Raw genomic sequence first — 24,500 nt, forward strand, 5'->3', positions numbered from 1 at the left:
GTTGCCGCCGTCCTGGCAAGGGCGGGGTGGTCCTGGCAAGGGCTGCGGGCCCTGCCAGGTAGGAGCAAGCCTTGCCTGGACGGTTACCTCCGCGGCAGATCCGGCAAGCGGCGGGCCGTGACCGGACCTGTCACTACCGCGCCTCGGTGATCAGGATGGTGGCCAGCAGGGCGATGGCGACGACGACGAGGACCCCGGCGCCGATGGCGACCGCGCTGACCAGGCCGCCGACGGCGCCGATCGCACCGCAGCCGACAACGACCACCGCGGAGACGCCGTAGGAGGTGGCGGCATACCGCGAAGTCACCGCACCCTGACGGGACGGGTCGAGACCGCGGGTCAGCAGGACCATGCCGCCGCGGTAGCCCAGCGCCGGACCACCCGCCGCGACCGCACAACCGACGTAGACCAACGGGAGCGAGGCGGACAGGGCGCCGATCGTCAGGAACGCCAGGCCGAGGCCGGCCATGGCGGTGCCGATCGTCAGCTCGTAGCCCCGGGCGAACTTCAGGACCGGCCGTTTCGCCAGAACCTGGAGCACCCACGCGGACGCGAGCAGCAGGATGGCCGGGCTGGTGGCGACGACGACGGCGGTGGGTCCGGTGAACTGGCGCAGCAAGGCCGGGACCAGCGCGGTGACCAGGCCGGGAACCGTCCAGCCGAGGGCGCCGACTGCCATGCCCAGCAACACGTGCCGACGGATCAGGCCGGGCTCGGCGGTCGGCGTCGCGTCCGCGGGCGGCGTCGACGAAACGGAGGACGCGTTGAGCAAACCGGCGTCGTCCACCTCGGACCCGATCGCACCCGACGTCGACACCACGGCCCGGCTCGCGGCCGACCGGCTCGCGGCCCGGGCGGCCAGCGCTGCGATCACGGCACCCAGCACGAGGACCGTCACCCCGGCATGCGCCAGGTAGATGACCGGACCGATCCCGGCCTGCGCCAGCACCACCGCGGCGACGGTGCCGAACAGCGCCCCGGCGATGTTGCCGGTTGCGACGGAGCCACGGCCGCGTTCCCCCACCAACCCGACCATGAGGGCGGCGGCCGCACCGGTCGAGATCGCGACGCTGATGCCGGACAGGGCCCGGCCGGCGACCAGCATCGACGGCGTGCCGCCGGTCGCCATCAGCAGATCGGCCACCAGGGCGGCGGACAGTCCAGCGATCAGCAGCAGGCCGGCCCTTGACCGGATCGCCGGTCGAGTGCACAGCGCCAGACCCGGCACGAGGAGCAGCAGGTAGGCGGAGAACAGGAGGGAGAGACCGAACGGGCTCATCCGATAGGTCTCGCGGTAGGCGGGCAGCAGCGCGGTCGGCAGGTTCGGCCCGGCGATGACCAGGCAGAAGGCGGCCACCACGAGAGCGCCCATCGTCCTGGCCGTCGGGGTCCACCGGCGGGCAATGGCCTGGACGAGGGCGGAGGGAGCCGCCGTCAGGACGGATCCGGGTCGTGCAACGACGCCAATCATCCTGCCACCCTGTCTGCCAAGTCGATAAGTTCTTCTCATCTTGCGGCAGATTGTTAGGCTGCGCAAGAGTAACTGAGAAGTTCTTCTCGTCAGAGAGGTCACCTCTGCACCGGCAGAGTGATGCGCGACAGGCGATGATGACCGGGTGACCGCCACCGGAGCCGAGACGCCGATGCGCAGCGACGCCCGGCGGACCCGGGATCGTCTGCTGGACGCGGCCGCCGAACTGCTCGAGTCGACCGGCCGGCACTTCACGCTTCCCGATCTCGCCCGGCGGGCCGGGGTGGGGACGGCCACCGCGTACCGGCACTTCGACGACGTCGCCGACGCTCTCGCGGCCGTCGAGGTGCGGTCGATCCAAGCGCTGACCGCCGCGATCGACGCCATCCCCGCAGCGAGCGGTGCGCGGCGCCGCTACGACGACATCTGCGCGTTGTGGGTGGGTCGATCGACCCGGGAATCAGCGGCGGCCCGGTTCCTGCGTTCGCCCGAGGGCGTTCTGCAGCGGGCCGACCGCGGCGACCCGAGCATCACCGCCCTGGTGGGTGCCCTGTCGGTCGCCGTCGACGATCTGGTGGCCGCCGGCGAGGCGCCGGCCCAGGACACCGCGGCCGCGGTGCTGATCTGGATCACCCTGTTCGACGAGCGCACCGTCATCGACCTCGCCCGTACCCATGGCTGGACCACCCACCGGATCACCGACTACCTGGGCGCCGCCGTGCTCGGCGCGCTCCGCAACCAGACCTGACCACAACTCAGAACGGGTCGGACGTCAGGTAGTGGGCGTGGGCGCCCTTCACGCCGGGGAGTGCCATCGCCAACCGGACCGCGATCTGGCGGTCGTTGGCACTGTCGATGTGATCCTGGATCTCGGCCCGACCCGACTCGACGGACACACTCCAGCGATCGGCATCGGAGAAGGCAGCCAGTTCGCGGGAGATGTCGGTGGCGATGTCCGCATCACTTCGGATGACCCCGGCCCGCAGCAGATCCCGCCGCGTGACGATCCCGAGGATCTGACGGCCGTCGACGATCGGCACACATCTGATTCGTTCCTCGAGCATCAGCCGGGCGAGTTCCGACGTGTCCGCACCCGGCGTCAGCGACTCCACCGACGTTGTCATCACATCACCCACCACCTTGCGGTGCCGACGCCACGAGAAGTGTTCATCAGCAGGCGAATTCGGATTCGACGTGGAGTCGAGACGCTCGCGGAGCAGGTCGGCCTCCGTGACGATGCCGACCAGGTGGTCGTCGTCATCGGTCACCGGCAGTCCGGTGAACCCGTGCCGGGTGAGCATGTCGGCCGCGAGGCCGAGGCCGGCGTCGGCACGGATGGTGATCACGGGGTGGGACATGACTTCTCGGGCCTTCATGACGCTCCTTCGGTGACGATCGCCGGAGCGTGGTTCGCTACGGACGGGACCAGACAGTCCTGGGCGGAGCGCCGGGGGGTGCTGGCGACCGGACCACCGAACCCCAGGCGAAGGACCACCTGTGGGTGGATGTGGCCGCCGATCAGGTCTGCAAGGTCCCTGCGGACCGGCTCCACCTCGATGAGCTGAGAGACGAAGGAGGCGGCCAGCCCGATGTTCGTGGCGGTCAACAGCACACGTTGCATCGCCTGACCGGCCTGGATCTGAGCCTGCGGTTGGTCGGTGTACGTGGACAGGACGGCGATCAGCGGGTCCTCGTGCGCCGGGCTGCCCGGGGCGCTCTGCGGTCGGCCGAAGTCCCGGAAGTTCCAGGAGGCCGGCGAATACCGGGCCGGGCCGGTGGCCCAGATCGGGACCCCGTCCACGGAATCGTTGCGGCCGGTCCAGGCCGCCCACTCCGCGGACCATGCCGGGTCTGCGAGCTGATGACGATGGGCGGCGGCCGCCCACCGATGCAACTGCGAGAGCTGGGTTCCATCGCTGATGATCTGCAGGTGGGTCCGCTCGATCTCGGCGGCCCGGATCAGGGTTCGCTGGTAGCCCACCGAAACGGCCAGGTCGAAGAACGGCTGACGGTTGGTCCGCCGGTGGGTGATCGCACGTTCCAACTCGGCCCGCTCCGGGCTCAGCATGCCGTCACCGGCGTGATCGATGACCGCCAGCGGCCCGCGACCCTGGTCGGGATCGAGGGTGACGCGACCGGCGATCCCATAGCGGGCCAGGGCCAGCTTCAGGTTGAAGAGAACGGCACCGCAGGCGATCCGAGCTTCTCGACCGTCAGGGTCCGTGGCAGTCAGGGCGCGGTCCGGATCGAGGTGCAGCTCGATCCGATCCGGCGCGAGCACGAAGGCCCACGGCTGGCTGTTGTGCAGGGACGGCGCCCGGCAGCCGGCCGTCAGTACCAGATCGGTCTGCTCGGCGGAGAGACCGAAGGGAGTGATGATGACGCTCACCCCTTCCATATCGGGAAACGTGGAGTTCCACTTCAGAGAACCTGGAGCACGAACTGCGGGGACGGAGCGCCCCGTGGGATCCAGCTTCCACCCGGCGGCAGCCGCTCCGCCATGGACGAAAGTCCTCTGCCGGGCGGACTTTCCGGACGTCATCTGATCGCTGGGTCTTTGTGCCCTACCGCCGCGGTCAACGGGTGCGCAACCCTCGTGCTGCACCCGACCCACAGCCCAACCGCTGTGCATCACGCTTCCACCCATCGAGGAGACCACCATGCAAGCCGCTGTCGTCAAGGAGTTCCACGCCCCCCTCGAGATCCAGGAATTGCCGATCCCGGAACCGGGACCCGGTCAGGTCCTGGTCCGGATCGAGTTCAGCGGGCTGTGCCACACCGACATCCATGCCGCCAACGGCGACTGGCCGGCCAAGCCGACGCCGCCGTTCATCCCAGGCCACGAGGGAATCGGGCGCGTCGAGAAACTGGGCGCCGGAGTCATCGCGCCCGCCATCGGCGACCGGGTGGCCATCGCGTGGCTCGGATCCGCCTGCGGACACTGCCGATACTGCATCGACGGGTGGGAGACGCTGTGCGAGCAGCAGCAGAACTCCGGCTACTCGGTCGACGGTACCTTCGCCGACTACGTGGTGGTTGCAGCAGCTTTCGCCTGCCCGGTGCCCGACGGAGTCTCCTCCCGGGATGCTGCGCCGCTGACGTGTGCCGGCGTCACCACCTACAAGGCGGTCAAGGTGGCGAAGGTGGCCCCGGCCGAAACGGTGGCCGTCTTCGGGATCGGCGGACTCGGTCATCTGGCCGTGCAGTATGCGCGGATCGCCGGCGGCTTCGTCATCGCGGTCGACATCCAGGACGACAAGCTCGCGATGGCCACCGAACTCGGCGCCGACCACGTGGTCAACGCCCGGACCGCGGATCCGGTCGCTGCCATCCAGGCCCTCGGTGGGGCCGACGTCGCCATCGCCCTGGCCGCGTCACCGGCCTCGTTCGACCAGGCCTTCCGGTCGCTCCGGCGCGGCGGCCGGCTCGTCTGCGTCGCCCTCCCGGCTGACGACGGCGTGCTCACCATTCCGATCTTCGATGCGGTGATCGGCGGCAAGTCCGTCATCGGTTCCATCGTCGGCAATCGCAACGACCTCGCCGATGTGTTCGCGCTGCATGCCGCCGGACGGACGAAGGTCATCATCGCCGACCGGAAACTCGACCAGGTCAACGAATCCATCGCCGACGTGGTGTCCGGCCGCATCGCGGCCAGGGTGGTGTTCCAACTGTGACCACGAGGAAGATCCTCGTCGCCTATGCGAGCAAATCCGGCTCGACCCGTGAAGTCGCCGAGACGATTGCCGAGGAACTCCGACTATCCGAATTCGACGTCACCGTTCACGACGCCGAGGAACTGCAGGACCTGTCCGGCTATGACGCCGCGGTGATCGGCAGCGCCCTGTACTCCTTCCGCTGGCGGCCCGCGGCGATCAACCTGCTGAAGGGTCAGGTCAAGTCGGGCGGGAAGATGCCTCTCTGGCTCTTCCAGACCGGACCTCTCGAGAAGGTTGCCGATGGCAGCGGTGTCGGGACGCCCGGCAAGGTGCACCGACTGGCCTCCGCCGCCGGAGCCGCCCCACCGACCACCTTCGGTGGACGCATCGAACCCGGGACGGCCCAGGGCTTCATGGCCAGGAAGATGGCCACCGGCCCGAAAGCCGGCGACTACCGGGACTTCCCGCAGATCCGCCGCTGGGCCGACGGAATAGCAGCACAACTGGCGATCCCCACCCGGCGCTGAGCATTCTGTCGGCCATTTCCGCACACGAAGGTCAATGACGGTGGTCGCACCGTGCCGGGACCTTGTGCCCTGTTCGCCCCGGCCCTGTTGGCCGAATCTGTAGTAGCCGATCCGCGCCGCGGTCGGATCTTCACCGATCGAGGAGGACCAGTCGTCATGGACTCACTGGCGTTGGCCCGGTGGCAGTTCGGCATCACCACCGTGTATCACTACCTGTTCGTCCCGGTGTCGATCGGATTGGCCCTGTTCCTCGCCGTTCTCGAGACTGCCTGGGTGCGCACCCGCAGTCCCCGTTATCTCCAGGCGGTGAAGTTCTTCTCCAAACTCTTCCTGATCAACTTCGCCATCGGGGTGGTCACCGGAATCGTGCAGGAATTCCAGTTCGGGATGAACTGGTCCAGCTACTCACGTTTCGTCGGTGACGTCTTCGGTGCCCCGCTCGCGATGGAAGCATTGCTGGCGTTCTTCATCGAATCGACCTTCCTCGGGCTGTGGCTCTTCGGCTGGGACAAGCTCTCCCCGCGACTGCACCTGACCTGCATGTGGTTGGTGGCCTTCGGTACGATTGCGTCGGCCTATTTCATCCTGGCCGCGAACTCCTTCATGCAGCATCCGGTCGGGATCGTGATGGACCCGACCACCGGACGGCCGCGGCTGACCGACATCGGTGCGGTGCTCTTCCAGAAACTCCAGCTGATCACCTTCGCCCACGTCGTCCTGGCCTGCGTGCTGACCGGAGCGGTGCTGATCACCGGGATTTCGGCCTGGTTCCTGATGCACCGGCGTGACGTCGAGATGTTCCGGACCTGCCTCCGCCTCGGGCTCGTCGGCATGCTGATCGGGTCCGTGGCCGTCCTGGTCTCCGGCGATCTCCAGGGCAAGGTGATGACCGAGGTCCAGCCGATGAAGATGGCTGCAGCAGAGGCACTCTACGACGACGCCCAGCCGGCTTCCTTCTCGCTGATCAGCATCGGATCCCTGGACGGGGGGCACGAGGTCTGGGCCATCAGGGTTCCCGGTGTGCTCTCCTTCATGGCCACCGGATCCGTCGACGGCAAGGTCGAGGGGATCAACACCATCCAGGCGCGGGAGCAGGCCGCCTACGGTCCCGGCGACTACCGTCCCGACATCCCTCTGACGTACTGGATGTTCCGGCTGATGATGGGCGCCGGCTTCGTGTTGCTGCTGGTGTCGATCGTCGGCCTGTGGCTGACCCGGCGTGGCCGGTTGCCGACCGGGCGGTGGGTGTGGCGGCTGGCCACGATCGCCGTCGTCGGCCCGTTCGTCGGCAACGCCACGGGGTGGATCTTCACCGAGATGGGCCGCCAGCCCTGGACTGTGGTCGGTCTCTACAAGACGGCGGACTCGGTCTCCCCCACCGTCCCGGCCGGACTCGTTCTCACGTCGCTGATCGTCTTCACGCTCCTCTACGGGATTCTGGCGGTGATCGAGGGGCGCCTGTTCGTGAAGTTCACGAAGGCCGGGCCGCCCAGCATCGTCGAGGCCCTGCAATCCATTGCGCACCAACCGTTCGGCGGTGGACCCGATGATCCTACGACTCCGGTGGCCACCGATGGCGCTCCAGCCGACGTGCAGGCGGACGACGACGTCGACCGACCGCTGACGTTCGCGTACTGAACCGGAAGAGGAATCGAACATCATGTGGCTCAACGAGATCTGGTTCGTCTTGATCGCGGTGCTCTGGATCGGCTTCTTCGTGCTCGACGGTTTCGACTTCGGTGTCGGTGCCCTCCTCCGGGTCGTCGGCAAGGACGAACGGGGGCGCCGCGTCCTCATCAACACCATCGGGCCGGTGTGGGACGGCAACGAGGTGTGGCTGCTGACCGCCGGCGGCGCGACCTTCGCCGCCTTCCCGCAGTGGTACGCCACCCTCTTCTCCGGCTTCTACCTGCCGCTGCTGCTGATCCTGGTCTGCCTGATCGTCCGTGGGGTCGCGTTCGAATACCGCGTCAAGGGCACGACCGACCTCTGGCGACGGAACTGGGACTGGGCCATCCAGACCTGCTCGATCGTCACGCCGCTGCTGCTGGGAGTGGCTTTCGGCAACATGGTGGAGGGTGTCCCACTGGACGCGAACCACGAGTACGTCGGGGGATTCTTCAATCTCCTCAATCCCTTTGCGCTGCTGACCGGCATCACGCTGCTGGTGATCTGCGTGACCCACGGCGCCGTCTTCCTCGCCTTGAAGACCCGCGGCGAGGTGCGCGACCGGGCCAAGGCTCTGGCCCTGAAGGTCGGCGCCGCTGCAGTGCTGCTGCTGGTGGCCGACGCCATCTGGCAACTATCGATCCGAGGCAATCTGACCGCTGCGGCCGTCGCGGCCGTCGCCGTGTTGTCACTTGCCGGTGGGTGGCTGGCCACCAGGGCCGGCCGTGACGGCTGGGCCTTCGTCGGGACCGCCGGTTCGATCCTGGCTCTGGTCGCCGGATGGTTCGTCTCGCTGCACCCGGACGTGATGCCGTCGAACCTGGATCCGGGGTATTCGCTCAACCTGACGAACGCGGCCTCCAGCCACTACACGCTGACCGTGATGAGCTGGGTGGCGTTGTGCCTGGTGCCGTTCGTGGTGGCTTACCAGGCGTGGAGCTACTGGGTGTTCCGGAAGCGGATCTCGACGGCGAACATCCCCCTGCCGACCGCCGATCCAGCGCTCACCGGTCTGCGGTGAAACCCCTTGACCCGCGGCTGATCCGACGGGCTGCCGGGGTCCGTGGACTGCTGGCCGTCTCGGTGCTGCTCGGCCTGGCCACGGCAACGGCAGTCGTCGCCCAGGCGGTGCTGCTGGCCGGCATCCTGGGCGACGTCATCGTGGGCGGCAGCTCGCTGTCGAAGGTCGCCTCCGGTGTCCTGGCCGTGACGCTGGTCGTCCTCGCGCGCGCCGGCCTGGCCTGGGCGACGGAGGAACTGGCCCGCCGCAGCGCCGCAGCGGTGGTCATCGGTCTGCGCCGCGACGCACTCGTCCATGCCGCCGAGCTCGGACCGCGCTGGCGATCCGGTGCCCACGGCGGTGAGTTGGCCGTCCTGATCGGCAGCGGGCTGGACTCGTTGCACGACTACCTCGCCCGCTACCTGCCGCAACTGGTCCTCGCCACCATGGTGCCCATCGCCCTTGTCGTCTATCTTGCGGTCACCGACCTCACGAGCGGCGTCATCGTGGCGCTGACGCTCCCACTCATCCCGGTCTTCATGGCGTTGATCGGTTGGTACACCCAGCGGCGGACGACGGCGAAGCTGACCGCCCTGACCCGGCTGGCCGGTCATTTCCTCGACGTCGTGGCCGGGCTTCCGACGCTGAAGGTCTTCGGACGGGCCAGCGTCCAGGCGGCGGCGGTGCGGCGGATCACCGGGAACTACCGACGGGCGACCATGGGCACGCTGAAGGTCGCCTTTCTCTCGTCGATGGTGCTGGAGCTGCTGGCCTCCCTGTCTGTTGCCCTCGTCGCCGTCTCCATCGGCCTGCGGCTGGTTTCCGGACATCTCACGCTGCAGATCGGACTGACCGTCCTGATCCTGGCTCCCGAGGCCTACCTTCCGCTGCGCGCCCTCGGCACCCAGTTCCACGCTGCCGCAGACGGGGTCGCGGCCACCGGGAAGGTACTGGACCTGCTGGACACCCCGCTGCCGATGTCGGGGGCGCGCACCCTGGCAGGTCCGCTCTCCCTCCAACTCGTCGACGTCACCATCGGCGAACCCGGTGAACGGGGAACCGTCGGCCCCCTGACGTTGACCGTCCCGGCCGGCCGGATCACCGTGGTCACCGGCCCCAGCGGGGTCGGGAAGACCACCCTGCTCGCTGTTCTCGCCGGAGTGACCCGGCCGACGGCCGGAACGGTCACCGTCATCACCGGATCGTCCGCGGTGGACCTCGTCGACGCCCAGATGTCCTCATGGCGCGACAAACTGGCGTGGTCCGGGCAACGGCCGGTGCTGCGGTCCGGCACCATCCGCGACAATCTCGAGGCTCCGGACGCCGATGACGACGAAATGTACCGGGCCCTGATCGCCTGTGCCGCAGACGATGTCGTCGACGCTCTCCCCGACGGTCTGAACACCGAGCTCGGACAGGACGGTGGCGGTCTGAGCGAAGGGCAGCGGCAACGCCTATGCCTGGCCCGTGCCGTCCTCAAGGCGCGCACCGCGGAACTGGTGCTCCTGGACGAGCCGACCTCAGCTCTCGACACCACCACCGAGCTGCGGGTGCTGGCCGGCCTCGGTCGCGCCCTGACCGGACGGACCGTGGTGCTGGTCAGCCATCGGAGCGCTCCGCTGGCGATCGCCGATCTGGTCGTCGATCTGCAGCCGCGCCACGCCGAAGCGGTCACCTGATGAGCGACCACACCGGTCCCGGACGTCCCGACCACTTCGGGGGCGGGACGAAACCCGCTGCCGGGTCGGTGATCTGGCTGTTGCGCCTAGCGGTCGGCGTCCGGGGCAGGCTGCTGACGGCTGTGCTGCTCGGCAGCCTCGCATCCGCGTGCGGTGTCGCTCTGATGGCCACCTCGGCCTGGCTGATCGCGCGTGCCGCACAACATCCGCCCGTGTTGTATCTGATGGTCGCCATCGTCGCCGTGCGGACCTTCGGACTCGGCCGCGGCGTTCTCCGCTACGCCGAACGCCTGACCTCGCACGATGCGGCGTTCCGACTGCTCGCCGGCTTGCGCGAACGCCTCATCGCGCACCTCGCGCTGATCGCACCCGGCGGCCTGCAGATCTGGCGCCGCGGAGACCTGCTGACCCGGGTCGGCACCGATGTCGACGACGTCGGCGACGGGTACCTGCGGGGTCTGCTGCCGTTGGCCGTGTCCGTGGTGGTGGGCGGCGGTGCGGTCGCCCTGACCGCAGCGATCCTGCCGGCCGCCGGTCTCGCGCTCGCCATGGCCCTGCTCCTGGCGTGCGTGCTCGCGCCGCTCCGGTCCGCCCGGCACAGCGCCCGTCAGGAGACCACGATCGTCGATCTCCGCGGTCGGCGGGGCCAGCTGATCGGCGACCTGCTCGACGAGATGACCGACGTCACCGCCGGTGGCCTGCTCGGCGCAAGGCTGGCGCAGATCGACAAGCTGGAAACCCATCTGCGGGCGACGTCCGCCCGCTCCGCCCGGACGGCCGGAATCGCCTCCGCCACTGCAGTTCTCGCCATGGGTGCGGCGGTCGTATCCGCGCTGCTGTTCGGGGTTCCGGCCGTCCGGAGTGGGCACCTGGCCGCCGTTCTGCTCGCCGTCGTGGTACTCACGCCACTGGCCCTGACCGACACCGTCCAGTCGGTGGGGGTCGCCGCCGCGACCCTGCAGAGATCCGCGGCAGCCGCCCGGCGGCTGGCCGACGTGCTGGCCACTCCCCCGGTCACCACCGCACCGATCCACCCGAAGCCGTTGCGACACCGCACCTTCGGGCCGACGATTGCCCTGCACGACGTCTCGGCGCGATGGCCGGGGGCCGATCACGACGCTTTCACCCACCTCGACCTGACCCTGGCGCCGGGGAAACGCGTGGTCATCCTCGGGCCATCCGGGTCCGGCAAGTCCACCCTGCTGGCGGTGCTGCTCGGATTCCTGCCGATCAGCTCCGGCCGGATCACCGTGGACGGCGTCGATCTCGGCCAGCTCGACGCCGCCGACGCGCGCACCCTCTTCGCCTGGTGCGACCAGCAGCCGTACCTCTTCGACTCCACCCTGGCCGAGAACATCCGACTGGCGAGGCCGACGGCGCAGGACGCGCAGATCGCCGGCACCCTCGAATCCGCCGGCGCCGGGGACTGGCTGCGGAGTCTGCCCCTGGGTCTCGCCACCCCGGTCGGGGAACACGGCCGGGCGGTCTCGGGCGGGCAGCGCCAGCGGATCGCGCTGGCCAGGGCGTTTCTCGCCAACCGGCCGATCGTGCTGGCCGACGAACCCACCGCCCACCTGGACGCCCCGACGGCAGATGCGATCACCGCACTGTTGATGAAACCGGACCCGCAGCGGTGCACGGTCCTGGTCACCCATCGCGAGCAGGATGCCGATCTGGGCGACGAGATCGTTCGACTGGAGCCGACCCGGCCCGCGGCCCGTCCGGCGGCACCGAAGGCGGTACCTGCTGTCAGCCCGTCCGATCAGTTGACCAGGTAGTACCCGACCACATCCACGATGAACTGGGTCGAACCGGCGGAACCGTTGAACAGCAGCACCTTTCCGTTGGCGGTGACCGGCGCGGTGACCAGGTTCGCGATGGTTCCGCCGACGGTGAAGTTCAGTTGGGAGACCACGGGCCTGGCCACACCAAAGGGGTACACCGTCACGAATCCGGCGGCGGTGGGTGCGGTGACCGTGAGGGTCAGCAGGATGGCGGACACCCCGGTCTGCGGAACCTGCCCACGCCCGGCGAGGGGCAGGCTGATCGCTAGACCCGGGCCCACCGGTTGGCCGCGTCTGGTGTCCAGCATCCGCACCGGTGTCACCGCACCGAAAGCTCCTCTGGCGGTGGCGATCCCGGGGCTGAAGTATCCGAGGACGTCGGCGAGCAGGTGGAGCGAGCCACCCGAACCGTTGAACAGCACCACCCGGCCGCCATTGCACGCGGGCGTGACCACCAGGTTGGCGATGGTCTGGCGTGCCTTGAAGTTGAGGTTGGACGCAAGTGGCCGGACGCTGCCGTCGCAGTAGACCGTGAGATAGCCACCGGTCTGCGGCGCCACCACCGTCAGGTTGAGTACCACCGGTGTCAGCGACACGGCCGGCACGCCGCCGACGCCACCGGTGACCAGCAGGCGCGTGGTCCCGGCGGCCACCGCCTGCGCGGTCCGGGTGTCCAGGATCCGTTTCGGGGTGAGGGCTCCGAAGGATCCCGGAGACTGCGGCAGGCCGGCGAACCAGTAGCCGGCGACATCGACCAGCAGATGGACGGTCCCGGGAGACCCGTTGTACAGCTTGATCGTTCCGTCGAGGCCGACCGGAACCACCACCGAGTTGGCGATCGTCCGGCCCCGCGCGAAGTTGATGTTCGAGGACGTCGGTCGGAGGCTGCCCGCGTAGACGGTGATGTATCCCGCCGAGGTCGGTGCCGTCACGGTGAGGGTCAGCGTGACGGCCTTCACCCCGACCGCGGGTACCCCACCGCGACCGGCGACCTGGACGCTGATGCGGCCCGTGGTCGGAACGGGCGAGGTGCTGTTGATCCCCAGCGCGGACCTGGTGTCCAGCAGGCGGACCGGCCCGACCGTCACGAAGCTGCCGGGCTCCCGTGGGCCCGCGATGGCCATGGTGGTGCCCCATCCCGCGCTGATCGCACTCACCTTCCGGCCGGCCAGCACGTCGCCGGTCCGGGCTGCGAGCGGGCTCGGCCGATTGGACGCGCCACTGGAGTCACCGTCACCGATCTGACCGTTCGTCGCACCGCCCCAGCAGTACGGCGCGCCGGCGGCGACCACACAGCTGTGCCCACCACCGGCCGCGACCGCCGTGCTGACCTTCCCGCTCAGTACTCCGGAGACGATCACCGCGACCGGAGTGGTCACGGCGGCGCTCAGGACACCGGTGCCCAACTCGCCGGAAGCGTTGTCACCCCAGCAGAACGGCTTTCCGCCGGCGATTGCGCAGGCGTGGACCTGCCCGGCCGAGATGGCCGTCACCGGCAGGTTCCCGATGGCCCCTTTGACCGGGACCGCCGTCGGCAGCGGCTGGATCGACACCCGTGTGCCGTCGCCGCGCTGTCCGTCCGACCCGGCCCCCCAGCAGTAGGGGCGGCCGGACACGAGCAGGCAGGAGAACAGGTCACCACCGGCGATGCCGGACTGGGTCCCGCCGGGGAATCCGGCGACCAGCACCGGGAGCGAGCGCAGCGAGACGTTGCCCGGCTGGCCGAGCTGACCGTAGTCGTTGCTGCCCCAGCAGAACGTCGCGCCGCCGGCGATCGCGCAGGATCGATAGTGGCCTGTGCTGATCTCGGTGGCCGCTGATCCGAAGCCCGGCACCTGGATCGGAACCGTGGAACTTGCAGACGGCAAACCGGAGAGTCCGTTGCCCAGCTCACCGGCGAAGCCGTAACCCCAGCAGAAGACGAGGCCGTCGGCGATGGCACAGGTGTGGAATCCGCCCGCGCTGATCGCCGTCACGGTGCGGCCGGCCAGCACACCACTGGTGTCGACGGCCACGGCCGCGTCGCTCTGCACGGTGCCGCCGTTCCCGAGTTGGCCGCGATCGTTGCGGCCCCAGCAGTAGGCGCGGCCCCTGGAGACGGAGCAGGCATGATCGATCCCCGACGAGATCGCCGTGGTGTCCAGCGGTGCCACCGGACCGACCACCAGCACCGGCGCATTGCTGCTGGCGAGATTGCCGTTGCCGAGCTGACCCTGCGACCCGCCGCCCCAACCCACCGCCGACGACGGAAGTGCCGCCGCGCGGGCCGGTGCGCTGGGAGCCGATACGGTGGGAGCCGAGACCTTGTCCGGCACAGCAGCATTCGCCGACGGCGACAGCATCGGCGTCGCCGCGCAGACCAGGCTCAGGGCGAGAAGCAATTCCAGATGACGGCGCATGGGGTCCTCGTTCCGGGACACGCGCCGATCCACGGGCTACCCGGAGAATCCGGTCCTCGTCGACGTTGTCGCCATGAGACCGCAGGCAGCGACACGACTACAGCACAACGCAGACACTTCACCCGATTGGCCTTTATGTCCGTTTTACCGGTGGGCCGTTCAGGCCGGAATCTCCACCCGGACGCGGAGCCCGCCGCCGTCGACCGGGGCTGCGGCCACGGTTCCGCGGTGTGCCGAGACGACGGCGCTGACGATGGACAGCCCCAAGCCGCTGCCGCGGTGCCCGGTCCTGGCCCGCTCGCCCTGCCGGAACGGCTCGAAGAGCTGCGCGACGGTGCCGGGGGCGATGACGGTGCCTCCCGACGAGACCTCGACGTACCCGGACCCGTGCAGAGCCCCGGTCTCGATCCGGACCGAACCACCAAAAATATTGTGTCGCACCGCATTCTCCACCAGATTGCCGACCACCCGTTCCAAGAGGGCCGGATCGCCGGACACCACCGCGGACGACAGCTCCACCTGCGCCGTCAGCTCGCGGGCGGTCAACTCCGAGTCGACGGCCAGCAGTGCCGGCTCGACGAGCGCTGCCAGGTCGACGTCCTGGACCACCGAGAGTCCACTGGCCTGCGTGCGGGCCAGGAAGAGCAGCGAGTTGAGCAGCCGGTCGGCGCGGTCGGTCGCCTCGCGGGCGACCTCCCCCATCCGGCGGAGGTCCTCGATGCCGGCGGCAGGGTCGGCCAGGGTGACGTCGACCTCGGTGCGGATCACCGACAGCGGCGTCCGCAGCTCGTGGGACGCGTTGGCGACGAATCGTCGTTCGGCCTCGAAGGCGGCCTGCAGCCGGGCCAGCATGTCGTCGAAGGTGTCGGCGAGTTCGGCGACCTCGTCCCGTGGCCCGGTGAGAGCGATCCGCTGATCCAGCGATGACTCGGACAGCGCCCGGGCGGCACTCGTCAGGGTCGAGAGCGGACGCAGCGTGCGCCCGATCAACACCCACGACAGCAGTCCACCGGTGATCACCAGCAGCGGAAAGGCGATCAGCCCGACCACCAGCACCGTCTCCCGGCCCTGCTCGACCACCCGATCGGACTCGACCGCTGCGTCGACGATGACACCGTTCACCCGCACCAGAGTGCCGGCCGGGTAGTGCGGCAGCGCGGCGACGACCCGCCCGACGAGCAGGTAGGCCAGCGCCAGGAGGAGCGCACCGACCAGTGCCAGCAGAGCCGTGGCCAGCGTGGTCAACCGCAGGCGGAGACCGTTGCGGGCGGCGGCCCGGCGGATCGGCGGCCCTGTTCTTGGAGCGGTCACCTCCGCCGATCGACCGACGGGGAGGTCGCCTCGCGACCCGGCTGGGAGGTCGGCCCGCAGACCGGTCGGGTCACCGGATCGGGTCAGCGGCGACATCGGCGGAGACCCGGTAACCGGCGCCCACCACGGTGTCGATCATCCCGGGGTCACCCAGCTTGCGACGCAAGGTCATGACGGTGACCCGCACGGTGGTGGTGAACGGGTCGGCGTTCTCGTCCCAGACGCGCTCCAGGAGTTCCTCGCTGGACACCACGGTGCCTGATGCGGACATCAACACCTCGAGGACACCGAACTCCTTGCGGGTCAGCTCGACGACGGCGCCGGCCCGGGAGACCAGCCGCTTCGCCGGGTCGAGTTCGACATCACCGGCGCGGAGCACCGGCGGGGCGGCCGGCGTAGCCCGACGGCCCAGTGCCCGCACCCTGGCCACCAGTTCCGGGAATGCAAAGGGCTTGGCCAGATAGTCGTCCGCACCGGCCGACAATCCCTCGACCCTTGCGTCCAGACCTGAGGACGCGGTGAGCATCAGAACCCGGGTGATGTCGCCGGAGGACACCAGTTCGGCCAGCAGGTCGTCGCCGTGCATGCCGGGCAGATCCCGATCGAGGACAACCACGTCGTATCTGGTGTAGGAAGACTTCTCGTGTCCCTCGGTGCCGTCGTAGGCGACGTCGACGGCCATGCCCTCGGCGCGTAGGCCTCTGGCGATGGCGTCGGCCAACCGCTGTTCGTCCTCGACTACCAGTACCCGCATCTCACGCCTCTCCGGTGCTTCTTCTGTCCTTGACCGGCCCATCCTGGATCGACTTGTCCTGGATTGCAGCGGTGACCGACTTTCCGTTCCGCACCCCGTTGGACGCACCAGGGGCGCCGCCGTTGCCGTTCACCTGGCTGCCGTTCGACGCACTCCCGTTTCCGGCACCGCCGTTCGCGGCACCGACGGTCGACGCATTGCCGTTCGACGCACTCCCGTTTCCGGCACCGCCGTTCGCGGCACCGACGGTCGACGCATTGCCGTTCGACGCACTCCCGTTTCCGGCACTGCCGTTCGACGCCGCGCCGGACCGGCCGGCGATCAGCTCGGTGATGCCGCGGGCGACGTCCTTGGCGTTCAGGCCCAGGTCGGTGAGCAGGTCACCACGGGAGGCCGCCTGCATGAACTCCTGGGGCAGGGCCAGCACCGTCACGGCGATCCCGGCCGGGGCCAGCACGTCGGCGATCGTGGCGCCGATGCCGCCGGAACGACCACCGTCCTCGATGGTCACCACCAGCCGATGGTCCTTCGCGAGCACGGTCAGCGCAGGCGACACCGGGAGGGCCCAGCGAGGGTCGACCACGGTCACCCCGATTCCCTGGTCTGCCAGCCGCGACGCGGCCTGGACCGCCATCGCACCGAAGGCACCTACTGCGACCAGCAGCACGTCGCGATCCTGCGCTGCCGGCGGCTCGGTGAGGATGTCGACCGCCCCGATCCCTCCGGTGGCCTCGACCAGCCTGCCGCGGTCCGCACCGACCCGGCGGAGCGCCGAAACAGGTTCCGGCACAGCACCTTTCGGGTATCGCACCACAGTGGGCCCGTCCTGGACGGCCACCGCCTCGGCGAGTTCGTCAGCCAGGGTGGCTGCGTCGCGGGGCGCCGCCAGGCTGAGTCCGGGGACCAGTCCGGCCAGCGACATGTCCCACATCCCATGATGACTCGGGCCGTCCTCGCCTGTCAGGCCGGCCCGGTCGAGCACGACAGTGACGCCGAGCCCGTGCAGCGCACAGTCCATCAGGAGCTGGTCGAAGGCGCGGTTGAGGAACGTGGCGTAGAGGGCGACCACCGGATGCATGCCGCCCATCGCGAGCCCGGCGGCCGAGGTCAACGCGTGCTGCTCGGCGATCCCGACGTCGTAGACCCGCTCCGGGTAGGCGTCGGCAAAGGCGCCCAGACCGGTCGGCCCACTCATCGCGGCGGTGATGGCCACGACATCGTCGCGCTCGGCACCGATCTCGACCAGCTTGCGGCTGAACACACTGGTCCACGTCCTGGTGGGAGCGGCGATCGGCAGCCCGGTGTCGGGATCGAACGCCGGCGGGGAGTGCATCTGCTCGGCGTCGTCGTTCTCGGCGGGCGCGTAGCCCTGGCCCTTCTGCGTCAGGCAGTGCACCAGCACCGGGCCCCGGAAGCCCTTGGCGTTGCGCAAAGCCTCTTCCAGGGCGGCGATGTCGTGCCCGTCGATCGGTCCGAGGTACTTGAGACCGAGGTCCTGGAACATCATCTGCGGCACGAACCAGTCCTTGACCGCGGACTTCGTGGCGTGCAGGGCCGAGTAGAGCGGCCGACCGATGACGGGCGCCTGCGGCAACCTGTTCTTGACCTGGTCCAGCATCCGCTCGTAACCGGGGCGCAGCCGGAGCGCAGCCATCCGCTGGGCCATTCCGCCCGTCGTCGGGGCATAGGAGCGGCCGTTGTCGTTGAGCACCACCACGAGTGGCCGGTCGCGGGCCCCGGCGATGTTGTTGAGTGCTTCCCAGGCCATGCCGCCGGTCAGGGCACCGTCGCCGATGACGGCCACCACCGTGCGATTGTTCTCACCGCGGAGGGCGAAGGCCTTCGCCAACCCGTCCGCGTAGGACAAAGAGGTGGAGGCATGCGAGTTCTCCACCCAGTCGTGCACCGACTCGGCCCGACTCGGATAACCCGACAGGCCGTTCCTGGTGCGCAGCGTGTCGAAGTCGGCGGAGCGGCCGGTGACGATCTTGTGCACGTAGGCCTGATGACCGGTGTCGAAGATGATCGGATCGGCCGGCGAGTCGAAGACGCGGTGCAGGGCCATGGTGAGTTCGACCACGCCGAGGTTCGGGCCAAGGTGCCCACCGCGGCGGGACGTCTTCTGCACCAGGAAATCCCGGATCTCGACGGCGAGTTCGTCCAGTTGCTCGAACGACAGCGCCCGCAGATCTGCCGGCGACGTGAGCCGGCTGATGCGCGACGACCGGCGACGTCCGCCTGAACCCTGGGCGTCAGAACCCTGCGCGTTGGTGCCCCGCTGTGGCACAGGTCCTCCCAGATCGTCCTCATCGCGGCCCGTTCGGCGTGACCACGTCGTCGAACAGCAGCACGACTGCGCTCCTGTCCGACCTTCGACGTTACCGCCAGTGGCCCGAAACTGTGGACGGATCGCTCCGCAGTCGGTTGCTCCCCCTCGACAAGGCGACGCGAGTCTGCGCGCCCGACATCGACGGTCCGTTTCGTCCCTGTAGTCTCACACGCCGTGCCTGGTGTTCTCCTCGAAGATCTGCTCCGTCCACGGTCCGGTCCGTGGGTGATCGCCCACCGCGGCGCGAGCCGTCACGCGCCGGAGAACACCATGCCGGCCTTCGAGGCCGCGTGGGCCTCCGGGTGCGGCTGGATCGAGGCCGACGTCCAGCCGACACGGGACAACGTGCCCGTCGTGCTGCACGACGAGGAGCTGTCCCGGACGACGAACGGGAGCGGCCCGATCCGTCATCTGTCGTCGCTCGACGTCCTGGCCCTCGACGCCGGATCCTGGTTCACCACCGGGAGCACCAGGGCCTACAGCCGGACCCCCGTGCCTCTCCTCGCGGATGTGGTCCAGACGCTGGGACCCGGCCGGGCGCTGCTGCTGGAGATCAAGAACGACCACACCCGGGACCAGGTCCTGGCCGAGATGGCGGTGGTGAAGGCCTCGGGCTGGGACGACCGGGTGTTCTACGAGTCGTTCCACACCGAATCGCTGCGGCACGTCCAGGCGATCGAGCCGGGACGTCCGGTCGGCCTGCTGGTCGAGGAACTGCACGACGACCCCATCGCGGCCTGCGCCGAGCTCGGCGCCATCGCCTACAACCCCCGGCACACCCTGCTGCGCGACCGGCCGGAGCTGGTCGGGCAACTGCACGACGCCGGCATCGCGGTGATGGCGTGGACCGCCGACGAGCCCGACGACTGGACGTTCCTCACCGAACTCGGCGTGGACGGGATCATCACCAACACCCCGGGTGACCTCATCAGCTTCCAGCGGACCGCCCACGGCCGGCTCAGCGCCCGGTCCGGCTGATCCATCTCGACCTGCAGCGCTCCTCGGGTGGGTGGCGGGGCCCTCGGGTGGGTGGCGGGGGCCTTCGTTTGGGTGGCGGTGCCTCTCGGGTTGCCGACGGCTGACCCTCAGGCCGGCAGGAACCGCGCCACGCACTCGATGTGGTGCGTCTGCGGGAAGCAGTCGAACGAGCGCAGCGAGTCCAGCCGGTAGCCGGCCCCCATCAGCGCCGCGGTGTCACGGCCAAGGGCCGCCGGGTCACAGGCCACGTAGACGATGACGGACGGGGCCCTGGCCGCCATCTGACGGCAGAGCTCCGGGCCGGCCCCCGCTCGCGGCGGGTCAAGCACGATCGCGTCGACGGTCTCGGGAAGATCGTCGATCACCTTCTCCACGGAGCCGAGCACCACGGAGACCTGCTGCCGGTGCGCGAGATTGCCGACGGCCAGGCCGGACGCCGTCCGGTCCCCCTCGACCGTCACCACGGTGCCGGAAGGACCGACCACTTCGGCCAGTACCTCGGCGAAGAGGCCGACACCGCCGTAGAGGTCCCAGCTCGAACCACCATCGAGCTCGACCCCGGCCAACGCCTCGTCCACCGCGAACGCCAACGTGTCGGCCGCCGCCGGGTGTACCTGCCAGAAGCCGTCACCGGCCACCGAGAAGCTCTGTCCCACCGCCTGTTCCGTCACGGTCGGTACTTCCTGGTGGCCCGGCTGGTCCGGCCAGATCGCCAACAGCGACCCGTCTCCGGCGGCCGTCAGAACGACCTCCGGCAGCTCGGGTCGCGCGGCTCTGCCGCGTAGTTGACGCTGCTGGCGCCGGACGGGTGTGCCCGACGAGGACGGTCGGCGCACCCCTGCCGGGACATCGGCGGTCGCGGCCAGCTCGTTGAGACCCGGGGCGGCGATCAGGCAGGGTTCGGACGGATTGACGCCTTCGACCCGGTGCGACCGGACCGCACGCGGGCCGATCCGGCCCTGTGGATCGAGCGCCCAGCGGACCCTGGTCCGCCAGCCGAAGCCCCCACCGGGCAGCTCCTCGACGACCACCGCCACGTCGAGCCCGGCCAGCCGGTGCAGCTGCTCGGCGACCACGTCGGCCTTGAGCTGGCGTTGCCTCGTGCCGGTGGCGTGCTGGAAGTCGCACCCGCCGCAACCGCCGGGCCGGAAGTGCACACACGGTGCCTCGATCCGTTCCGGGTCGGCGCGCAACACCGAGACCACGTCGCCGCGGCAGAAGGAACCCTTGCGCACCTCGGTGATGCGCACCCTGACCGACTCACCCGGCAGCGCGAGCCGGACGAACACCACCCGACCCTGGTAGCGGGCCACGCAGTGCCCACCGTGCGCGACGGCGCCGACCTCCACCTCGACCAGGTCACCGGGGCGCAGGTCGTCAGCCGTCGGCGCCTGCTCGTCCGTCTCCGTCCCCATCTCCGCCCCCATCTCGGGCACCGGTACCGTCCCGGGCCCGCTCACTCGTCATCCGAACCACGACGCACCTGACGAGCAGGCGCCGGCGGGCGGGCGGGCGGCTTCTGTCCCATGGCGGTGTCCTCGGGTTGAGGCGCGCCGGGCATCCGGGCACGCAGCGGGAAATCGCGCTCGGCCCTGGCCCTGATGCGCTGGTCGAGGGCCTCGGAGGACGACAGCTGCCACGGCACGGAGGTGACCATCACGCCGGGGGTGAACAGCAGCCTGCCCTTGAGCCGCAGCGCCGACTGGTTGTGCAGGATCTGCTCCCACCAGTGCCCGACCACGTACTCGGGAATGAATACCGCGACCACGTCCCGCGGGGAATCCTTGCGGGCGCGCCGGACGTAGTCGAGCGTCGGCTTGGTGATCTCGCGGAACGGCGAGTCGATGACCTTGAGCGTCACCGGGATGGCGCGTGCCTCCCATTCCCGGGCCAGCGTGGCGGTGTCGACCGGATCGACGTTGACGGTGACGGCCTCGATGGTGTCGGGCCGGGTGGCCCTGGCGTAGGACAGCGCGCGCATGGTCGGCAGGTGGAGCTTGGAGACCAGCACGATCGCGTGCACGCGGCTGGGCAGCACCATGTCGTCGTCGTCACCGGCCAGTTCGACGCCGACCCGGTTGTAGTGCCGGTTGATGGCCTTCATCGTCGCGAAGATGATCACCATGGCCAGGATGGCGATCCAGGCCCCGGCCAGGAACTTGGTGATCAGCACGATGACCAGCACGACGGCGGTGAACGTGAAACCGGTGCCGTTGATCATCTGGCTGCGGCGCATCCGCCGCCTGGTCTGCGGGTCCTTCTCGGTCAGCAGCAGCCGGTTCCAGTGCCGGATCATGCCGGCCTGGGACAGCGTGAACGAGACGAAGACCCCGACGATGTAGAGCTGGATCAGGGCGTTGACGTTGGCCTTGAAAGCGATGACCAGGACGAGGGCGACGACGGCCAGGAAGACGATGCCGTTGGAGAACGCCAGCCGGTCGCCGCGGGTGTGCAGCTGCTTGGGCAGGAACTTGTCCTGCGCCAGGATCGAGCCCAGCACCGGGAAACCGTTGAAGGCGGTGTTGCAGGCCAGCACCAGGATCATGCCGGTGGTGAAGGACACCAGGTAGAAACCGATCGGGAAACCGGAGAAGACCGCCTTGGCGATCTGGGCCACCAGAGTCTTCTCCTGGTACCCCGCGGGCGCGCCCTTGAGCACCACCCCGGCCTCGGTGTCCGCCATGTTGACGTGGGTGACCCTGGCCAGCACGACCAGCCCCAGCATCATCACCACCGCGAGCCCGCCCATCAGGGCCAAGGTGGTCGCCGCATTCTTGGACTTGGGCTTCTTGAAGGCAGGCACACCGTTCGAGATCGCCTCGACGCCGGTCAACGCGGCTGATCCGGAGGAGAACGCCTTGGCCAGCAGGAACACGAACCCGATCCCGGTGATGCTCGCCGACCCGGTGAGCTCGAAGGTGAACTTCGCGCTCTCGGAGGCCATCTCCGAGCCGAACGCCCACCTGGTCAGACCGGTCAGGATCATCACGATGATCGAGACCATGAACGCGTACACCGGGATGGCGAAGGCGCTGCCGGACTCGCGGATGCCACGGAGGTTCAGCGCTGTGATGACGATGATGATGCCGACCGCCCACTCCACCGGATGGCGTCCGACCACCCCGACTGCGGAGCCGATGTTGGCGACCCCGGCAGCGGTGGAGACGGCTACCGTCAGGATGTAGTCGACCAGCAGCGCACTGGCCACCACCAGCCCGAACGTCGGGCCGAGGTTCTTGGTGGCGACCTCGTAGTCACCGCCGCCGCTGGGGTAGGCGTGCACGTTCTGGCGGTAGCTGGCCACCACGACCAGCATGACGACGGCCACCAGGATCGCGATCCACGGCGCGTAGGCATACCCGGCGAGGGCGGCGATCGAGAGCGTCCGGAAGATTTCCTGGGGCGCGTAGGCCACGCTCGACAGGGCATCCGAGGCGAAGACCGGCAGCGCGATGCGTTTGGGCAGCAGAGTATGGGCCAGTTTGTCGCTGCGGAAGGGCCGACCCACGAGCAGGCGCTTGGCAGCGGCGGTCAGCTTGGACACGCACCGGAGCCTACGGGGCTCTGCGCACGGTAGGTTTCACGCCAGGCATCCGCCGAGGAAAAGGGGCACGAGCCAAGTGCACATCGTGATCATGGGCTGCGGCCGGGTCGGGTCCGGCCTCGCGCGCGCGCTGTCCAAGGCCGGCCACTCGGTCGCCGTCATCGACCAGGATCCGGCGTCGTTCCGCCGGCTGGGCCCGGATTTCCACGGCGAGCAGATCCGCGGCGTCGGGTTCGACCGGGAAACCCTGCTGGAGGCCAGGATCCGCGAGGCGCAGGCGTTCGCCGCGGTGTCCTCCGGGGACAACTCCAACATCATCGCGGCGCGGGTGGCCAGGGAGCAGTTCGGCGTGGCGACGGTGGTCGCCCGCATCTACGACCCGAAGCGCGCCCAGGTCTACGAGCGCCTCGGCATCCCGACCGTCGCCACCGTGCCGTGGACCACCGACCGGCTGATGCGGGCCGTCATCCCGGATGGTCTGATCAGCGAGTGGCGTGACCCGTCCGGCACCGTGACGATCGTCAACGTGCCTTATCACCGCGCCTGGATCGGGCGGACCCTCAGTTCGCTCGAGCATGCCCTCGGGGTCAGGGCGGCCTTCGTGGTCCGCTTCGGGAACGGCGTCCTCCCGACGCCCGACACCGTGGTCCAGGAAGGCGACATGGTGTACGCCGCAGCACTTTCGCACCAGACGACCGAGATCGCCGAGTTGGCCGCCGCAGTACCGTCGGAAGGCAACTGATGCGCGTCGCCATTGCTGGAGCAGGTTCGGTCGGACGGTCGATCGCGGGGGAGCTGGTCGAGAACGGGCATCAGGTGATGCTCATCGACCGTAATCCGGAGGCCATCAAGCCGCAGCGGATCGAGGCGGCCGAGTGGGTGCAGGCCGACGCCTGCGAGGTCGCCTCGCTCGAGGAGGCCGGACTGCACACCTGTGACGTGGTGATCGCCTGCACCGGTGACGACAAGGTCAACCTGGTGGTCTCGCTGCTCGCCAAGACGGAGTTCGCCGTCGGCCGGGTGGTCGGCCGCGTGAACGATCCTCGGAACGAGTGGCTGTTCACCGACGCCTGGGGAGTTGACGTCGCGGTGTCGACGCCGCGCATCCTGGCCGCGCTGGTCGAGGAAGCCGTGACCGTCGGCGACCTCGTGCGTCTGTTCACGCTCCGCCAGGGCCAGGCGAACCTGGTCGAGGTCACCCTGCCGCCCGGCACCAGCCTGTCCGGACGCCCGGTGCGCGATCTTCGGCTGCCGCGCGATTCCGCGTTGGTTACCATCCTGCGCGGTGGGCGGGTCATCGTTCCCCAGCCCGACGAGCCCCTCGAGGCCGGCGACGAGCTCCTCTTCGTCGCGTCCACCGAAGTCGAGGACGCAGTGCGGGACGCGCTGCGCTAGCGCGC

Annotated in this window: 18 protein-coding genes and 1 pseudogene; 10 read left to right on the forward strand and 9 right to left on the reverse strand. The window is 69.3% G+C overall.

Going from position 1 to position 24,500, the window contains the following annotated elements; genetic code table 11:
• Positions 1 to 133: 133 nt before the first annotated feature.
• Positions 134 to 1,471, reverse strand: coding sequence for an MFS transporter (locus ABIB25_RS17775; RefSeq protein ID WP_354529814.1), 1,338 nt, complete (start codon positions 1,469 to 1,471; stop codon positions 134 to 136).
• A 145-nt stretch (positions 1,472 to 1,616) separates the two neighbouring features.
• Here ABIB25_RS17775 and ABIB25_RS17780 point away from each other — a divergent pair, with 145 nt between their 5' ends.
• On the forward strand, positions 1,617 to 2,219 hold the full coding sequence (locus ABIB25_RS17780; protein ID WP_354529815.1) for a TetR/AcrR family transcriptional regulator: 603 nt from the start codon (positions 1,617 to 1,619) through the stop codon (positions 2,217 to 2,219).
• Between the two features lie 7 nt (positions 2,220 to 2,226).
• Here the strand turns inward: ABIB25_RS17780 and ABIB25_RS17785 are convergent, their stop codons facing one another.
• Both ABIB25_RS17785 and ABIB25_RS17790 read right to left on the reverse strand, forming a co-directional pair.
• Positions 2,227 to 2,847 carry a CBS domain-containing protein gene (locus tag ABIB25_RS17785; RefSeq protein WP_354529816.1) on the reverse strand — a complete coding sequence of 207 codons (621 nt, stop codon included), beginning with the start codon at positions 2,845 to 2,847 and terminating at the stop codon, positions 2,227 to 2,229.
• Positions 2,844 to 3,860, reverse strand: a complete 1,017-nt coding sequence (locus ABIB25_RS17790; RefSeq protein WP_354529817.1) for an Acg family FMN-binding oxidoreductase — start codon at positions 3,858 to 3,860, stop codon at positions 2,844 to 2,846. Before ABIB25_RS17790 ends, ABIB25_RS17785 begins: the two co-directional genes overlap by 4 nt.
• 271 nt (positions 3,861 to 4,131) lie before the next feature.
• Here ABIB25_RS17790 and ABIB25_RS17795 point away from each other — a divergent pair, with 271 nt between their 5' ends.
• From ABIB25_RS17795 to cydC, 6 genes are all read left to right on the forward strand, one after another.
• Positions 4,132 to 5,145: a zinc-dependent alcohol dehydrogenase gene (locus tag ABIB25_RS17795; protein WP_354529818.1), complete on the forward strand. Its 1,014-nt coding sequence runs from the start codon at positions 4,132 to 4,134 to the stop codon at positions 5,143 to 5,145.
• Positions 5,142 to 5,654 (forward strand): flavodoxin domain-containing protein, encoded by a 513-nt coding sequence (locus tag ABIB25_RS17800; protein WP_354529819.1) that lies wholly within the window; start codon positions 5,142 to 5,144, stop codon positions 5,652 to 5,654. The genes ABIB25_RS17795 and ABIB25_RS17800 overlap by 4 nt, the downstream gene beginning before the upstream one ends.
• 156 nt (positions 5,655 to 5,810) lie before the next feature.
• On the forward strand, positions 5,811 to 7,292 hold the full coding sequence (locus ABIB25_RS17805) for a cytochrome ubiquinol oxidase subunit I (protein WP_354529820.1): 1,482 nt from the start codon (positions 5,811 to 5,813) through the stop codon (positions 7,290 to 7,292).
• A 22-nt stretch (positions 7,293 to 7,314) separates the two neighbouring features.
• Complete coding sequence (cydB, locus tag ABIB25_RS17810; protein WP_354529821.1) at positions 7,315 to 8,343, forward strand: cytochrome d ubiquinol oxidase subunit II; 1,029 nt, start codon at positions 7,315 to 7,317, stop codon at positions 8,341 to 8,343.
• Positions 8,340 to 10,001: a thiol reductant ABC exporter subunit CydD gene (gene cydD / locus ABIB25_RS17815; RefSeq protein WP_354529822.1), complete on the forward strand. Its 1,662-nt coding sequence runs from the start codon at positions 8,340 to 8,342 to the stop codon at positions 9,999 to 10,001. The genes cydB and cydD overlap by 4 nt, the downstream gene beginning before the upstream one ends.
• The gene (gene cydC / locus ABIB25_RS17820) at positions 10,001 to 11,779 is read left to right on the forward strand and encodes a thiol reductant ABC exporter subunit CydC (RefSeq protein WP_354529823.1); all 1,779 of its coding nucleotides are present in this window, start codon (positions 10,001 to 10,003) and stop codon (positions 11,777 to 11,779) included. The genes cydD and cydC overlap by 1 nt, the downstream gene beginning before the upstream one ends.
• On the opposite strand, the gene ABIB25_RS17825 is transcribed toward cydC, so the two are convergent.
• The 4 genes and pseudogenes from ABIB25_RS17825 to dxs form a co-directional block, all read right to left on the reverse strand.
• On the reverse strand, positions 11,764 to 14,205 hold the full coding sequence (locus tag ABIB25_RS17825) for an RCC1 domain-containing protein (RefSeq protein WP_354529824.1): 2,442 nt from the start codon (positions 14,203 to 14,205) through the stop codon (positions 11,764 to 11,766). The two genes, cydC and ABIB25_RS17825, sit on opposite strands and share 16 nt — an antisense overlap.
• A 138-nt stretch (positions 14,206 to 14,343) precedes the next feature.
• Positions 14,344 to 15,591, reverse strand: a complete 1,248-nt coding sequence (locus ABIB25_RS17830) for a sensor histidine kinase (RefSeq protein ID WP_354529825.1) — start codon at positions 15,589 to 15,591, stop codon at positions 14,344 to 14,346.
• Entirely contained in the window at positions 15,566 to 16,249 is a 684-nt protein-coding gene (locus ABIB25_RS17835; RefSeq protein WP_354529826.1) for a response regulator transcription factor, read from the reverse strand. Before ABIB25_RS17835 ends, ABIB25_RS17830 begins: the two co-directional genes overlap by 26 nt.
• Positions 16,250 to 16,508: 259 nt before the next feature.
• A pseudogene (gene dxs / locus ABIB25_RS17840) lies at positions 16,509 to 18,464 on the reverse strand (1-deoxy-D-xylulose-5-phosphate synthase); the annotation flags it as partial.
• 288 nt (positions 18,465 to 18,752) lie between these two features.
• On the opposite strand from dxs, the gene ABIB25_RS17845 reads away from it, so the two are divergent.
• On the forward strand, positions 18,753 to 19,556 hold the full coding sequence (locus ABIB25_RS17845; protein WP_354529827.1) for a glycerophosphodiester phosphodiesterase: 804 nt from the start codon (positions 18,753 to 18,755) through the stop codon (positions 19,554 to 19,556).
• Between the two features lie 107 nt (positions 19,557 to 19,663).
• Here the strand turns inward: ABIB25_RS17845 and ABIB25_RS17850 are convergent, their stop codons facing one another.
• Both ABIB25_RS17850 and ABIB25_RS17855 read right to left on the reverse strand, forming a co-directional pair.
• Complete coding sequence (locus ABIB25_RS17850; RefSeq protein WP_502919841.1) at positions 19,664 to 21,016, reverse strand: class I SAM-dependent RNA methyltransferase; 1,353 nt, start codon at positions 21,014 to 21,016, stop codon at positions 19,664 to 19,666.
• On the reverse strand, positions 21,013 to 23,100 hold the full coding sequence (locus tag ABIB25_RS17855; protein ID WP_354529828.1) for an APC family permease: 2,088 nt from the start codon (positions 23,098 to 23,100) through the stop codon (positions 21,013 to 21,015). The genes ABIB25_RS17850 and ABIB25_RS17855 overlap by 4 nt, the downstream gene beginning before the upstream one ends.
• Before the next feature lie 76 nt (positions 23,101 to 23,176).
• On the opposite strand from ABIB25_RS17855, the gene ABIB25_RS17860 reads away from it, so the two are divergent.
• Positions 23,177 to 23,842: a potassium channel family protein gene (locus ABIB25_RS17860; RefSeq protein ID WP_354529829.1), complete on the forward strand. Its 666-nt coding sequence runs from the start codon at positions 23,177 to 23,179 to the stop codon at positions 23,840 to 23,842.
• Positions 23,842 to 24,495: a potassium channel family protein gene (locus tag ABIB25_RS17865; RefSeq protein WP_354529830.1), complete on the forward strand. Its 654-nt coding sequence runs from the start codon at positions 23,842 to 23,844 to the stop codon at positions 24,493 to 24,495. The genes ABIB25_RS17860 and ABIB25_RS17865 overlap by 1 nt, the downstream gene beginning before the upstream one ends.
• Positions 24,496 to 24,500 lie beyond the last annotated feature (5 nt).

This window comes from Nakamurella sp. UYEF19, assembly GCF_040546275.1.
Classification (GTDB): domain Bacteria; phylum Actinomycetota; class Actinomycetes; order Mycobacteriales; family Nakamurellaceae; genus Nakamurella.

What these genes read in the sequence shown, in the direction of transcription:
- ABIB25_RS17835 (WP_354529826.1), bottom strand. Translation starts at nt 16,249, where the DNA reads ATGCGGGTACTGGTAGTCGAGGACGAACAGCGGTTGGCCGACGCCATC.
- ABIB25_RS17830 (WP_354529825.1), bottom strand. Translation starts at nt 15,591, where the DNA reads ATGTCGCCGCTGACCCGATCCGGTGACCCGACCGGTCTGCGGGCCGAC.
- ABIB25_RS17775 (WP_354529814.1), bottom strand. Translation starts at nt 1,471, where the DNA reads ATGATTGGCGTCGTTGCACGACCCGGATCCGTCCTGACGGCGGCTCCC.
- cydC (WP_354529823.1), top strand. Translation starts at nt 10,001, where the DNA reads ATGAGCGACCACACCGGTCCCGGACGTCCCGACCACTTCGGGGGCGGG.
- cydB (WP_354529821.1), top strand. Translation starts at nt 7,315, where the DNA reads ATGTGGCTCAACGAGATCTGGTTCGTCTTGATCGCGGTGCTCTGGATC.
- ABIB25_RS17795 (WP_354529818.1), top strand. Translation starts at nt 4,132, where the DNA reads ATGCAAGCCGCTGTCGTCAAGGAGTTCCACGCCCCCCTCGAGATCCAG.
- ABIB25_RS17785 (WP_354529816.1), bottom strand. Translation starts at nt 2,847, where the DNA reads ATGAAGGCCCGAGAAGTCATGTCCCACCCCGTGATCACCATCCGTGCC.
- ABIB25_RS17865 (WP_354529830.1), top strand. Translation starts at nt 23,842, where the DNA reads ATGCGCGTCGCCATTGCTGGAGCAGGTTCGGTCGGACGGTCGATCGCG.
- ABIB25_RS17805 (WP_354529820.1), top strand. Translation starts at nt 5,811, where the DNA reads ATGGACTCACTGGCGTTGGCCCGGTGGCAGTTCGGCATCACCACCGTG.